We start from the raw sequence: 13,054 nt of genomic DNA on the forward strand, positions 1-13,054 counted from the left end.
GAAAATTAGAATCAAGGAGAATGCAATGGATGTAGGAATTTATGGTCTTGGTGTTATGGGTGGTAATTTGGCTCTAAATATTGCTGATAACGGTTTTAATGTTTCTGTTTATAATAGAGATAGTGAAAAAACTGAAATTTTTGTTAAACAAAATTCTCATAAGAAGATAAATGGCTTTAAAGATGTTGAATCTTTTGTTAAAAGCTTAAAACCCCCAAGAAAAATCATCTTAATGGTGACAAGTTCGGCTGTAGAAAAGGTTATTGACCAAATTTTGCCCTTTATGAATAAATCGGACATAATTATTGATGGTGGAAATTCTCATTACAAGAGTACAATGAGATTGGAAAAAGAATTGTTTGCTAAGGATATTTATTTTGCAGGTCTTGGAATTTCTGGAGGAGAAAAGGGGGCAAGGTTTGGTCCTGCTTTAATGTATGGAGGAAGTAAATCAGCTTATGAAATTCTTGAACCTATATTAAATAAAATTGCGGCTAAAACTAAAAACAACGATGTTTGTTCAGCTTATATTGGAGAGAATGGTTCTGGGCACTATGTTAAAATGATACATAATGGGGTGGAATACGCTGATATGCAGCTTATCAGCGAAGTTTATTTTTTCATGAAAAAAGCTTTCAATTTAGATAATTCAAAAATTTCTGAAGTTTTTGAAAAGTGGAATGAAGGAGATCTTTCAGGGTATTTGCTGGAAATAACTTCTAAGATTCTTAAGTATAAGGAAAATAATGAATATTTAGTTGATAAGATTTTAGATATTGCCAATCAAAAAGGTACTGGCGTTTGGACATCTATTGATGCTCTTGAATTTAGCATGCCTGTAAATTTAATTATTGAATCTGTTTTTTCAAGATTTATGTCAGGTTTAAAACACGAAAGGATTATTGCTAGTGATTTGCTTAAGATGGATACCGCTTCTTTTGAGTTTGAGCTTAGTGATTGGATTTTGGATCTTTATTATGCTCTTTTAGTTTCAAAAATAGTAGCTTATGCTCAAGGATTTATGATGCTTAAGACCGCATCTGCGAATTATAGTTGGGATTTAAATTTGGGTAAAATTTCTTTAGTTTGGAGAGAAGGTTGTATTATTCGTAGCAGTTTTTTAGATAAGATTAAATTAGCTTATGATAAAAATCCCCATCTTATTAATTTGCTTTTTGATGATTATTTTTTAGATTTATTAAAAAATAATCATCAATCTTTAAGAAGAATAATTTCAAAGGCTAGTGAAATTGGGATTCCTTTGCCAGCATTTTATGCCAGTCTTTCGTTTTTAGATTCTTATTCCACTAATTATTTACCTTCTAATCTAATTCAAGCACAAAGAGACTTTTTTGGTGCGCATTCTTTTGAAAGATTGGATTCAAAACGAGGTGAATTTTTTCATAGTGCTTGGCAATAAATTTAATGTGGTGTGTGGATCTAGATATAGTACTTAGCGAATATTCCCCCGGCAAAATTTGATTTTATTCCTGAGTAGGTTCTGTGATGTGCAAGAGATCTTGTGTTTGAGATTAATTCTACTGAAGGTGCTATTTTTATACCTATTTCTAAATTTTCTGTAATGTCGTAAAAAATAACTAATGGAATTCTTATTCCAAATCCTAATTCTATATTTATTAATTTAGATGTGTGAGACGAGAGGCTTATATTTCCTCCTATTCCAACTCCCAAATTTAAATTTTTTATCAAAGATATTGTAAAAATGAAATCAAGTACTGCTATTGCTAATAAATTAAAATCATAAAATTTTGATTCAAGTTTAAATCCCGATAAATTTATTCCATTGCTACCGCCATAGCCTATTTCAAAGTCAATAAAAGGGAGTGACATTATTAAGTTAATAATTGGATTTCCAATGCTTGCTCCAAAGCCAATACCTCTATTTAAATATGAATCTTTTGCAAAACCATTTGTGGATATATTTGCAATCATGATGAATAACATGAACATGAAGATTTTTTTCACGATTGTCTCCCAAATTTTGTCTTATTATTATAGTATTTTATTTTTGAATTTTAAAACAATAAAAAAAACCTTTGACCATTTAAATTTTGTGTTTAAACTCTTTTGAGTTGCTCGGTTTTTTACAATTGTTACAATTGTAAAAATTGTTTTTTTAAATTGTATTTTAAGCAAACCAGAATCTTAGTCCCAATCCCGCGAATACTTCCCATCTAAATCCAATTCCATTGCTCCAAATATTCATTCCGAGTCCTGGTGCTATTCTTAAAAATATGTCGAATTTTTTTCTAAATACTGCAATATTTAAAGCCAAAGGCAATCTTGCTCCAATGCTTATTGGCCCAGAGCCCGATTGACTGCCACTAAATCTGGAAAACCATATTGTTCCATACCCCCCAGCTCCAACTGAAAAATCCAAAATGTTAGCAGACCCTGGGAATGTATGTGTGTAGAAAATATAATCCAATGCTATAAACAGTGTTTTCCAGTCTGTAAATAAATTATTTACTCCACTGTAAAGACCAATGTCAAGATCAAAGTTTCCCAGATTAATGTGTAAAGCAATTGGTAATGGAAGTATGATCCCCGCTCCATACTTACCCCTTGCATATTTTGTTGAATTAGCAAACCCTGAGATTGGGACTAATAAAATAATAATTAACGTGATAATTATTATTTTTGTTCTCATTGTTTTTTACCTCCTAAGTGTAGCACTTTAGCTTTTAAAACAATTTTAGTTCAATATTTTTTTTTATCTAAAAAGCGAAAACTATATCTTAAGAGAACCTTTAATTCCAATAGAAAAGTTACCTTTTATTGGGAATATTAAATTTCCGTTAGGCAATTGGCCAATAAAAATTGATGGTGTTGTTTTTATTATAATTTCAATAACGTCATAATAAGCCTCATATATTATTCCTAAGGGTAAACCTACTCCGATTTTATAGGTAATCCCAGAAAAACCATTTGTTAAATTTGAGTTTGTAATTTTGCCTATTTCAAAAAATAGGCCAAATCCTAAGAAAAAGATAAAATTTGAATTTTTAATTCTTAAATTTAAGAACATATAGTCAAAATATGCTTTAAATAGCAATACTACTGGTGATTTTGGAAAAAATTCCGAGATGCTCAATATTGTTGCTCCTATCCCAATATCAAAATTATTAATGCTAAATTCTATTGCAGTAGGATAAGGCATAATAAAGCCAAATTTTATTTTGGGTTTTGGTTTTAAGCTGTCTATTTTTGGACTAGTTGTACTGTTTTTAGATTTTTCGTTTGTGAAAATATTCTCAGCATTTAAAAATAATGTAATTATTATTAATGCTCTGATTAGCTTGTTTTTACTCTTCATTGTTAACTTTTTATGCGATATTAAAATATAACTTTATATCTATAAATTATAAGATAGAATTCTTTAAAATTATGCCTTTTATTGTTTATTGGAAATTAAATTTTAGTAATTTCCAATTTGTATTTATGAATATATGAGGTAATATTAATCTTGATATTGTATTCTATTTGCGATTTAAATTGCATTTAAAAGGGGCGCTTATGGGCATGGATTCAGACATGCAAGATTCTTTAAGTCAGTATCTTTTATTTAGTTTGGACGAACTTTATGCCATTGAGATTAAATATGTTGTTGAGGTTTTGGAATATACTAAGATATCAAAAATCCCAAGGACTCCCAGCTACATGGCGGGGATAATAAATAATAGGGGCAAAATTGTTCCAATAATTGATATTCGAAAACAATTTGGAATGAGTGATCGCGTTGTTGATGAGGATGATAAAAAGAGAAATAAGGGAGTTAATATTTCAAATATTATTATATTGACTTTAGTTTATGAGGGAGATGAATTTAATCTTGGAATTTTGGTAGATTATGTCAATGAAGTTCTTGAATTAGATCCATTTAGTATTGATGATGCTCCTAAGATTGGATCGGGGTTTAATTCAAAATTTATTTCAGGAATTGGTAAGAGTAATGATAAGTTTATTATTATTTTAGATGTAGAAAATTTATTTGACGTTAGAGAGCTTTCTAAATTTAGAAATACAACAATATATGATCCCGAACATCAGCAACAATAGGAGTTTTTAGTCATGATTTATAGGCCGGAAGGAGAGCTTGTAATAAATAGTATTTTTAAGGTAAAAGAAGATTTGTTGCATATTTTTAAAAAAATGAAAGAAGGGGATACTCTTATCATTGATCTTTCAAATGTTGAAAAAATAGATATTACTTTTATACAAATTTTGTATGCATCTAATAAATATGCTAAAAATAGAAATTTATTTGTAAAAATTGAGTATCCATCCGATGAGGTTTTAAGTTCATTAATATATGGCGGTTTTTTGGTAGATATTGAAGATGTTGATAGCTTTGATTTGGGACTTAATTTAGTTGGATTTTAGATTTAAGGAAAGCTTATGGATAGTAGTGATGTGATTGATAAATTTAAGAATTCCTTTAAAGAGGAATCAATAGAAAATATTTCAGATATTGAACAAGCACTTCTTAATCTTGAGGTAAGCTCAGATCAAGACATTGTTAATTCTATTTTTAGGAATTTGCATACCATAAAGGGAAGTTCTGGTATGTTTGGCTTTAATTTTACAGCATCGCTTGTCCATGAAATAGAAACAGTTCTTGATGTTGTAAAAGATGGTGGGGCTACTTTTAATCAAGCTGCTATTGATGCTACCTTAATGTCTGTTGATTTTATTAGGGAGCTTATTGAAGGCGATGAAGCAATTCCTGAGATTGACTTTGATAAGCGTAAGCAGTTTTTGGTAAGTGAACTTAAAAAGGTTCTTGAGACTTCTAATGTTAAAGGGGCTTTTCAAGAAGCTTTAGGAAATGATTTTCCAAAGCCTAACAGTAGTTCTGTTTTAAAAGATGTTAAAGTAAATTCAGACAATAAATTTGATGATGAGGCTTTGCAATCTGAATTTAAGAGTTATAAAATTCTTTTTTCTCCTGCTAAAGGCATTTTGTTTCATGGACATAAGCCTATAAATTTATTGAGCAAGTTGATTAATTTGGGCAGTGGCCATGTTAGAGCTAAAGTAGATAACATTCCCGATTTAGAGCTTATTTCTCCTGATAATGTTTATGTTGATTGGGAGATAAGACTAGATACAGAAGAGAGCAAAGAGAGTATTGAAGATATTTTTTTATTTTTAGATTCTCAATCAAAAATTGATATTCAAGAATTGGATAAATGTTTTGCGGCAGATAAAGGTGATAATGTAGGGCTTGAAAGTTTTGATTTATTGCGATTGGATAAAAATACTAAAGATCCTGCTAATTCTTCATTTAAAAAATCGGAATTTATTGGGAAATCCTTTTTTAATGGAGATAAAAGTAGAACTAATGTTCAAGATGATACTGTTAGAAGTAAGGTTAATATTGCTAGTATTAAGGTAGATTCTAAAAAGCTTGACCATTTGGTAAATCTTGTTGGAGAACTTGTTACAATACAATCAAAACTTTCAAAAGAGGCTGAAAATAGGAATAGCAATGTTTTAAATTCAATATCAGCAGAATTTTCTTTACTAATTAATGAACTTAGGGATTATACAACAGGACTTAGAACAGTTCCTATTGAGATTTTGTTTGTAAAATTTCAAAGGATAGTAAAAGATTTGTCTACTAGTCTTGGTAAGTCAATTATTTATCGTGCTTATGGGGGCGACACTGTTCTTGATAAAAGTATTATTGAAAAGCTTAATGAACCTTTGGTTCATTTAATTCGTAACTCAATAGATCATGGAATTGAATCGTCTGAAGAGAGAGAAAGGTTGGGAAAGGATCCTAAAGGCAATATTAAGCTTTCAGCGTGTCAATCCGGGGATTCTGTTATTGTTATTATTGAAGATGATGGAAGAGGTCTTGATAAGAATAAGATACTTAAAAAGGCCATAGAGCGTAATATAATTTCTGACTCAGTTGCCAAAGTTTTATCAGATATTGATGCCTATAATTTGATTTTTGAGCCTGGATTTTCAACTGCAAGTTCTGTTACTGATATATCAGGTCGTGGAGTTGGTATGGATGTTGTTAAGAAGCAGGTTGAATCCCTAAGAGGGCATGTTGTACTTGAAAGTGAGCTTGGTAAATATACTAGAACTAAGTTAATTTTTCCATTAACCTTGGCTATTATTGAGGGCTGGCTTGTTAGAGTAAAAGATGAGCATTTTATTGTTCCTCTTTCTAATGTTGAGTCTTGTTTGGAATCTAATAAGTTAATTTCTCAAATAGATGGGGTTGAGACTAAAAGCAATGTAATGAATTATAGGGGTAGCATGATTAGTTTTATTCGACTTAGGGAGTTTTTTCAAGTTTCTAGCGAGAAGAGTTTTAATGAACAAGTTGTTGTTGTTAACACAAATAGTGGAAAAATGGGAATTGTGGTTGACGAAGTTTTAGGTCAACATCAAACTGTTATAAAAGCTTTGGGTAAAATTTATTCTCGAGTGGAAGGGGTTTCTGGAGCTACTATACTTGGTGATGGAAGTTTAGCTTTAGTTGTTGATATAGATGCAATAACTAAGCTTATGAGATAAAAAAATCTAAAATACAGATTTTTGGTTTTAAAGGTTAAAAATATTAAAATATAATAATGAAGATATTAGTAATTGATATTCAAGGTCTTATAAAGCAGGTTTTTGTTAGAGCTTTTTCTAAAGATAATGATGTTGAGATATTAAATGCTGGCTTTAATTCTTCAAATCTTATTAATGTATTTTTACAAAAATTTCCGGACTTGGTTATTATTGATGAAAATACGGCAAGATCTAATTTTGGAAATTCTTTAAACAATGTTCTTAATAATATATCTCTTCCAGTTGTATTTATTGCACAAAATGAAATGTTTCCAAATTTTGGATATCTTGAGCAAAGTAAAGAAAAGGTTAAATTAATAATAAATAAACTTAATTTTAAGCTTACAGTTGATTTATTCCGTAGTAAGTATTTAGCTTTAATAAAGCTTGAATTGAAAAATCTAGGCAAAAATAAATTAATATCTTCTTATGAAGTTAAAAGGATTTATGCACCCGATTTTTCTAGTAATTCTAAAGTAGAGTTGAGAGAAAATAATTTAGATGATTCAAGTATAAGAAAAAGTTATAGAGTTTCTGATGTTATTAATTTTGCTCCCAAAAATGATCCTGATGTTATTATTAAATATCAAGGTCTTCTCAATAAGCACAAAACTGGCAAAATTATTGTTGTAGGCTCTTCAACAGGTGGTACAGAGGCGTTAAGAACTTTTTTAAGTTCTTTTAAAAAAGATTCTCCTCCAATTATTATTGTTCAACATATGCCGGGAGGATTTACAAAATCTTTTGCAAAAAACTTAAACAATGAGTTTAATATTGATATTAAAGAAGCTGAGGATGGAGACATTCTTCGTCCAGGTCTTGTAATAATTGCTAATGGAAGTTATCATTTGATTGTAAAATATGGTAGTGGAAATTATTTTGTAAATTTATTAGATGGACCTCTTGTTAGTAGGCATAAGCCTTCTGTAAATGTACTTTTTAGGTCTGCTGCAATGTATGCAGGTTCTAATGCTATTGGAGTTATCCTTACAGGCATGGGGGATGATGGTGCTGTTTGTATGCTTGAGATGAAAAAAAATGGTGCTTATACTATTGCCCAAGATCAGGAAACCTCTGTTGTTTTTGGTATGCCAATGGAAGCTATAAAAATAGGAGCTGTAGACAAAATCCTTCCTTTAAGCAAAATAGCTGATCATGTTCTAAGGAGATCTTAGTAATGGATAATGACAATAATGGTTTTTTTGATGCCAATGATTGTTTGGCAACTTTATTTTATAAACTTGAGACTTTTGATGAGAGTGCAAGGCATATTTATTCAAATTTAAGTAAATCAATTCCTAAATTAATAGAAAAAATTTCTAAAGATTCTAAGGATTTGTCTTTTAGTATTGACTTAATTTCTAATCTTGATCTTGATAATGATTCTTCTTTGAATAATTTCATAGCTAAGATTATAGGAGCATTAGATGATTTTGTTGCTTACTTTAATTCTTCGACAACTTCTCTTGAATCTCAGTTTACTGTAATACGAAGTAAGGTTAAAGATATAGAAATACTTGAAGATGTAATTGAAAAAATGAAAAAAAGCTCTCTTGATATGGAAATAATGTCTATTAATACTTTAACAGTTGCTATGAGAGCTGGTAAAGCTGGTGGGGCCTTTTCTTATATTACTAGTGAAATTAAGGTTTTAACTCAATCTATGATTAAACAAGCAGATCAACTTACCAGCAAGGGGCGTGAAGTTAAAATTGGTCTAGATAGGGCTAAAAATCAAGTATATGAAAGCAATACGGCTGAAAATAAAATTCTTGAAGAATTTAGAAATAATTTAATGAAAAACATAGATGCCTTTTCAGATGGAATAGGAAGTGTCATTGCTCTTTACGATGATATTTTAAAAGTTTTATTAGAATTTAAGTTTAAACTTGTAAATTCTATTTCTTATCTTCAGTTCCAAGACAGACTAACTCAATCTTTGCAACATTTAAATATTATGTATTCTAATATTGATGTTTTTAAATTTAGAGATATAAGCGAGATTCAAAAATTAAAAATTTTATCAGTTTTTACTGATACATCAAAAGTTATAGTAAAAGATGTTCTTGAAAAGCTTGAAAAAAATTATACTGTTTTTGAAAAATTTATTGATGCTTCTCTTAGTTCTATTCAAACTATTAACGATTTAAGGTCTGATAATTCTTTATACATAGATATCCCCAAAATAATAGAACAATTTTCTAGTATTTTGTCTGATCTGCTTAGAAGAATTGATGATGTTGAGAAAAATAATTCTAATTTTTTGAATTTATATTATGAACAGGTTAAGCTTATAAAATCATTAGAGTTAATGTTTTCAAATATTTCAGCTATTTCTGCTAGGTTTCAAAATATTAACATAGCGTCAAAGATAGAAGTTGTCAAAAGGTCGGAACTTAAAGCTATGGAGGGTAATATTTCGGAAATGTCGAAAATTATCAAAGAAATTGATTCTAATATTACTAAGGGAATAGAATTTTTAGATCAAATAATCTTTTTTCTTGAAAAAGTTGTTAAGGATTATGACAATAGATTTTATCTTGAAAAGAATTATTTTAACAAATTTAAAAAATTATTTATGGAAATTAAAAATGATATTCTAGATATTAAGAACGTAGCTATTGATAATATTTTGTCTTATGAGGTTTTTTCAATTGAATTTATGGAAATATTTGAAGAAATGAAATTAGAAGTTTACAATGTTAGAAATTTGAAAAATTCTCTTTTGGATATAGACAACTTTTTAAGCAATATGGAAAGCAAAATAAATTTTAATCTTAATTTAGAGTTATCTAAGGTTGGAATTCAATCTGTTGAAATTGAAGATAAAGAATTTGTTAATAGGATTGCTAATCGATTTACTTTATTTGTTCATAAAAAACACTTATTATCTTTAATAGAGGAAGCTAAGGATGTTCGATCCTTTGATGAAGGTAGTGTAATTTTGTTTTAATTTTTATATACTTTTTTGGGAGGGTTTTAGGAGAAAATTAGATGAAAAAAAGAATTTTGGTTATTGATGATAATAGGGCAATAAGGCAAAGCGTTGCTTATATTTTAGAACAAAACGGTTTTGGAGTCTCAGAAGCAAAGGATGGTTTAGAAGGGGTTTTAAAATTTAAAGAAGCAGTTGGGCAAGGAGATAAAGATTTTGATCTTGTTATTACAGATATCAATATGCCTAATTTAGACGGTATTGGTGTTATTAAACAGATAAGAGAATTTGGCAGCTTTGTTCCTATACTTGTTCTTACCACTGAGTCTGAGCAATCTAAGGTTGATGAAGGTCGTAAAGCGGGTGCTACTGGCTGGCTTGTTAAGCCTTTTAATCCTGAAGCTTTAATGAAAACAATCTCAAAGATATTTTAAGTTTTTATTTACAATTAATTTATAGATTTTAAAGTTTTGTTATAAATTAAAATGATTTTTAATATGCTATTTTAGAATAAAGATAGCATATTAAAGGAAGTATTTTATTTCTATTGTAATTCTTATTAGTATAAACTTTATGAAGTTAGATTTTGCTTAAAAGAAGCAATTAGAATACCGGTAGTCGGAGTCGAACCGACACGAAGTTGCCCCCATCAGATTTTGAGTCTGACGCGTCTACCAATTCCGCCATACCGGCATTAATTTTTATTTTACTATAACAGTACCAAAAAAATCATTATTTTTATTAAAAACTTTTTCTAGGTTTTCAATATTATTTCCATTTACTATGTAAAGGGTAAGTCCAAGTTTTGAAGAAAGCTTTGTTGCTATTGGGTCAAAAGGCAAATTTAAGCCTGGATTCCACTTTTGACCTACAATGCTTTGCAATTGTTTCCAATTTAATTTTTTAAAAGCTGTTGCGTTTTTAAATTTTTTTGGATCTTTATCATAAACTTGATTTACATTTGTTATATTTATGATATCTTTTTTATTAAATTTTTCTGCAAATTTTACGGCAATGTAATCTGTTGAAAATCCCGATTTCCAGCCGGAAGCAATTAATATTTTTCCTTTAAAGGAAAAATTTTTTAAGGGATTGGTGACAATTTTGTCTATACAAAAGGGATTCATTACTTTACACAGAAATTCTGCGTTTAGCTTTGTTGACATTATTCCAATCTCATCAAGCTCACGAACTTTAAAATCAGGGTTGATTTTTTTATAGGCGTCTTGGTATTCTCTTGCAACTTTTCCTCCACCTACTATTAAAATGATTTTTCTTTTTTCATTTTCTAGTAACCATTTAAAAACAAAGTTTTTAAAGTTTTTAATGAATTCTATGTTGATTTGGTTTGAATTTATTACTCCTCCTCCAAGACTTATTATCTCAAGCATTCAAGCTCCTTATTTAGGCTAATGTTTTTAAATTTTTTGCTTTTAATAATATAGCAATTTCTGCTAAACTTTTCATTAAAAATGAATTTAAAACAATACAAACTTGTTAATTATATATTACAATTTAATTGTTATGCAAAAAATTAGAAGAATTGGTTGTTAAGTGTCTTAGCTTAGTAGTTTTAATTTTGGAGGATATTGTGCATAAGTATAAAGTTTCTGTTATTATTTGTTTTTTTAATTCGGCTGAAACTCTTGATTCAATGATAAAAGACGCTGTTAATCAAACATTAAAAGATAAAGAAATTATATTAATTAACGATGGTTCTTATGATAATAGTTTAGAGATAGCAGAAAAATATGCTAGTAAATATAGCTTTATTAAAATTTTTAGTCAAAAAAATATGGGACTTGCTGCTTCTAGAAATAAGGGGCTTTCTGAGGCTCAAGGAGAGTATGTCATTTATTGGGATGGTGATGATTCTGTAGAGAGCACTATGCTTGAAGTTTTATATAATAGAGCAAAGGCAGACAATTCTGATATTGTTTGTTCTCAATTTTATGTTTATTTTCTTGCAATAAATGTAAAAAGAAAATCTCTGCTTCCTTTTCCCAATTATCCATTAACAGGTAAAGAGGCATTTAAAAATTTGCTTTTTACTGTTTATGCGACTTTTGGAAGGAAAAATTTTGTTGTTGGAACATTGTGGGATAAATTGATTAGACGAGAATTAATCTTAAAGAATAATATTCACCAGCAAAATGTAGTATTTGAAGATATAGTTTTTGTTATGCAAATTTTTTTAAAAGCTTCTAAGGTTTCTTTTGTAAATAATTATTTTTATACTAATTCTCAAAGAATGGGAAGTATGAGCTCTTCTATTAGTGTTTTGCATAAAGCTAAATTATCTCTTAATACAATAGAAACTTTATTAAAAAGAGAGGGTATTTTTAATGAATGTCAACATTTGTATAAAAGATTTTTCTTGCAATTTTATTATTTTATTTCTTTTAAGCAAATTTATATTGTTAGTTGGAATATTTCCGATAAGCTTGTTTATAGGGCTTACAAGGAAAAGCTTATTTCTGTTCTTGATGAGATTAAAGGATTATCCGAGTTTCAAGATTGTTATGAATATGTAAAAAATTTTGGATTTAACGAAATTCAAATTTTGCCCAGGATTATGCTAAAAGTTTGGAATTTTAGCTCAAGACTTTATGTAAATTTTTCTATATTTATTTATAAACTGTTCATAAAAAATTGAATTTATATTTTTGGGGTAATTAATTTTTTTCATATTTTGACCTTTAATAAGGAGTATTTATGTCTATTGAAGTTGTTAATGTAAAATTTTCCTATAAAGAAAAAGAAGTTTACTCTGATTTAAATTTAAACATTGAGACCCCCCAAACCTATTTGCTTCTTGGAAAAAATGGAGTTGGAAAAACAACTTTGCTTAAACTTGTAAGTGGGCTTTTAGAGCCACTAAAAGGGAAAGTTTTGTTTAACTCTTTAGCAGCTTTTCCAAGAAATCCCTTGAATTTAGTAAATTTATTCTTTGTTCCTGAAGAATTTTCACTTCCTGGATTGTCTTTAGCCGAATACAGCAAAGCTTTATCTAGATTTTATCCAAATTTTAGTAAGGCAGATTTTGAAAAATATTTATTGGATTTTAATCTTGATATTTCTCTTGATCTATCTTCAGCTTCTTTTGGACAAAAGAAAAAAAGCATTATTGCATTTTCTCTAGCTACAAATGTTTCTTGCTTGTTGTTTGACGAGCCAACAAATAGTCTTGATATTGTTTCAAAAAATGTTTTTAGAAACGTGCTTTCTAATTTAAATGATAGAGTAATTTTTATTACAGGGCACAATGTAAGGGATTTAACAGGAGTTGTAGATTATTTGATTATTGTTGGAGAAAAGTCAATTCTTTTTTCCAATTCAGTATCTTATATTAATGAAAATTATAAGATTAAAATTGTCAGCGAATTGAATGGGAATGAATTGTATTATGAAAAAAATAAAGATGGGTTTAAGGCGCTTTATTTTGAGAGTAGCAGTGGAGATGAAGTTATTGATATTGAATTTTTCTTTTTATATGTTACTGAAAATAAAAAGGAGAGGTAA

Annotated in this window: 13 protein-coding genes and 1 tRNA gene; 9 read left to right on the forward strand and 5 right to left on the reverse strand. The window is 28.8% G+C overall.

Annotated features, from left to right (window positions below):
• Positions 1–25 precede the first annotated feature (25 nt).
• Positions 26–1,420: a decarboxylating NADP(+)-dependent phosphogluconate dehydrogenase gene (gene gnd, locus QIA27_RS03315; protein WP_301386440.1), complete on the forward strand. Its 1,395-nt coding sequence runs from the start codon at positions 26–28 to the stop codon at positions 1,418–1,420.
• Between the two features lie 20 nt (positions 1,421–1,440).
• Here gnd and QIA27_RS03320 read toward each other — a convergent pair whose 3' ends face one another.
• The 3 genes from QIA27_RS03320 to QIA27_RS03330 all read right to left on the reverse strand — a co-directional run bounded on the left by QIA27_RS03320 (position 1,441) and on the right by QIA27_RS03330 (position 3,337).
• Entirely contained in the window at positions 1,441–1,986 is a 546-nt protein-coding gene (locus QIA27_RS03320) for a DUF3996 domain-containing protein (protein ID WP_301386441.1), read from the reverse strand.
• 163 nt (positions 1,987–2,149) lie between these two features.
• Entirely contained in the window at positions 2,150–2,671 is a 522-nt protein-coding gene (locus QIA27_RS03325) for a DUF3996 domain-containing protein (RefSeq protein WP_301353856.1), read from the reverse strand.
• Between the two features lie 81 nt (positions 2,672–2,752).
• Positions 2,753–3,337 carry a BAPKO_0422 family outer member beta-barrel protein gene (locus tag QIA27_RS03330; protein WP_301353857.1) on the reverse strand — a complete coding sequence of 195 codons (585 nt, stop codon included), beginning with the start codon at positions 3,335–3,337 and terminating at the stop codon, positions 2,753–2,755.
• Positions 3,338–3,537: 200 nt separating this feature from the next.
• Between QIA27_RS03330 and QIA27_RS03335 the strand changes: the two genes are divergently transcribed.
• From QIA27_RS03335 to QIA27_RS03360, 6 genes are read left to right on the forward strand one after another with little or no spacing between them, the layout of a single operon-like run.
• A complete protein-coding gene (locus tag QIA27_RS03335; protein WP_301353859.1) occupies positions 3,538–4,080 on the forward strand; it encodes a chemotaxis protein CheW in 543 nt (180 codons plus the stop codon).
• A 12-nt stretch (positions 4,081–4,092) separates the two neighbouring features.
• Positions 4,093–4,404: an STAS domain-containing protein gene (locus tag QIA27_RS03340; RefSeq protein WP_002557154.1), complete on the forward strand. Its 312-nt coding sequence runs from the start codon at positions 4,093–4,095 to the stop codon at positions 4,402–4,404.
• A gap of 15 nt (positions 4,405–4,419) precedes the next feature.
• Positions 4,420–6,558 carry a chemotaxis protein CheA gene (locus QIA27_RS03345; protein WP_301403597.1) on the forward strand — a complete coding sequence of 713 codons (2,139 nt, stop codon included), beginning with the start codon at positions 4,420–4,422 and terminating at the stop codon, positions 6,556–6,558.
• 56 nt (positions 6,559–6,614) lie between these two features.
• Complete coding sequence (locus QIA27_RS03350; protein ID WP_301353862.1) at positions 6,615–7,772, forward strand: CheB methylesterase domain-containing protein; 1,158 nt, start codon at positions 6,615–6,617, stop codon at positions 7,770–7,772.
• A gap of 2 nt (positions 7,773–7,774) precedes the next feature.
• Complete coding sequence (locus tag QIA27_RS03355; RefSeq protein WP_301353863.1) at positions 7,775–9,550, forward strand: BB0569 family chemotaxis protein; 1,776 nt, start codon at positions 7,775–7,777, stop codon at positions 9,548–9,550.
• Between the two features lie 41 nt (positions 9,551–9,591).
• Entirely contained in the window at positions 9,592–9,966 is a 375-nt protein-coding gene (locus tag QIA27_RS03360) for a response regulator (RefSeq protein ID WP_002557158.1), read from the forward strand.
• Positions 9,967–10,141: 175 nt separating this feature from the next.
• On the opposite strand, the gene QIA27_RS03365 is transcribed toward QIA27_RS03360, so the two are convergent.
• Positions 10,142–10,225, reverse strand: a tRNA-Leu gene (locus QIA27_RS03365).
• Positions 10,226–10,233: 8 nt separating this feature from the next.
• The gene (gene pyrH / locus QIA27_RS03370; protein WP_301353864.1) at positions 10,234–10,923 is read right to left on the reverse strand and encodes a UMP kinase; all 690 of its coding nucleotides are present in this window, start codon (positions 10,921–10,923) and stop codon (positions 10,234–10,236) included.
• 188 nt (positions 10,924–11,111) lie between these two features.
• Between pyrH and QIA27_RS03375 the strand changes: the two genes are divergently transcribed.
• On the forward strand, positions 11,112–12,188 hold the full coding sequence (locus QIA27_RS03375; RefSeq protein WP_301354332.1) for a glycosyltransferase family 2 protein: 1,077 nt from the start codon (positions 11,112–11,114) through the stop codon (positions 12,186–12,188).
• A 59-nt stretch (positions 12,189–12,247) separates the two neighbouring features.
• Entirely contained in the window at positions 12,248–13,054 is an 807-nt protein-coding gene (locus QIA27_RS03380; RefSeq protein ID WP_301386443.1) for an ATP-binding cassette domain-containing protein, read from the forward strand.

Origin of the sequence: [Borrelia] tanukii (genome assembly GCF_030439725.2) — a bacterium.
GTDB lineage: Bacteria > Spirochaetota > Spirochaetia > Borreliales > Borreliaceae > Borreliella > Borreliella tanukii.

Bases quoted from the DNA above. Each gene is read 5' to 3' on its own strand.
- gnd (WP_301386440.1), top strand. From the start codon at position 26: ATGGATGTAGGAATTTATGGTCTTGGTGTTATGGGTGGTAATTTGGCT.
- QIA27_RS03325 (WP_301353856.1), bottom strand. From the start codon at position 2,671: ATGAGAACAAAAATAATAATTATCACGTTAATTATTATTTTATTAGTC.
- QIA27_RS03330 (WP_301353857.1), bottom strand. From the start codon at position 3,337: ATGAAGAGTAAAAACAAGCTAATCAGAGCATTAATAATAATTACATTA.
- QIA27_RS03335 (WP_301353859.1), top strand. From the start codon at position 3,538: ATGGGCATGGATTCAGACATGCAAGATTCTTTAAGTCAGTATCTTTTA.
- QIA27_RS03340 (WP_002557154.1), top strand. From the start codon at position 4,093: ATGATTTATAGGCCGGAAGGAGAGCTTGTAATAAATAGTATTTTTAAG.
- QIA27_RS03345 (WP_301403597.1), top strand. From the start codon at position 4,420: ATGGATAGTAGTGATGTGATTGATAAATTTAAGAATTCCTTTAAAGAG.
- QIA27_RS03350 (WP_301353862.1), top strand. From the start codon at position 6,615: ATGAAGATATTAGTAATTGATATTCAAGGTCTTATAAAGCAGGTTTTT.
- QIA27_RS03355 (WP_301353863.1), top strand. From the start codon at position 7,775: ATGGATAATGACAATAATGGTTTTTTTGATGCCAATGATTGTTTGGCA.
- QIA27_RS03360 (WP_002557158.1), top strand. From the start codon at position 9,592: ATGAAAAAAAGAATTTTGGTTATTGATGATAATAGGGCAATAAGGCAA.
- pyrH (WP_301353864.1), bottom strand. From the start codon at position 10,923: ATGCTTGAGATAATAAGTCTTGGAGGAGGAGTAATAAATTCAAACCAA.
- QIA27_RS03380 (WP_301386443.1), top strand. From the start codon at position 12,248: ATGTCTATTGAAGTTGTTAATGTAAAATTTTCCTATAAAGAAAAAGAA.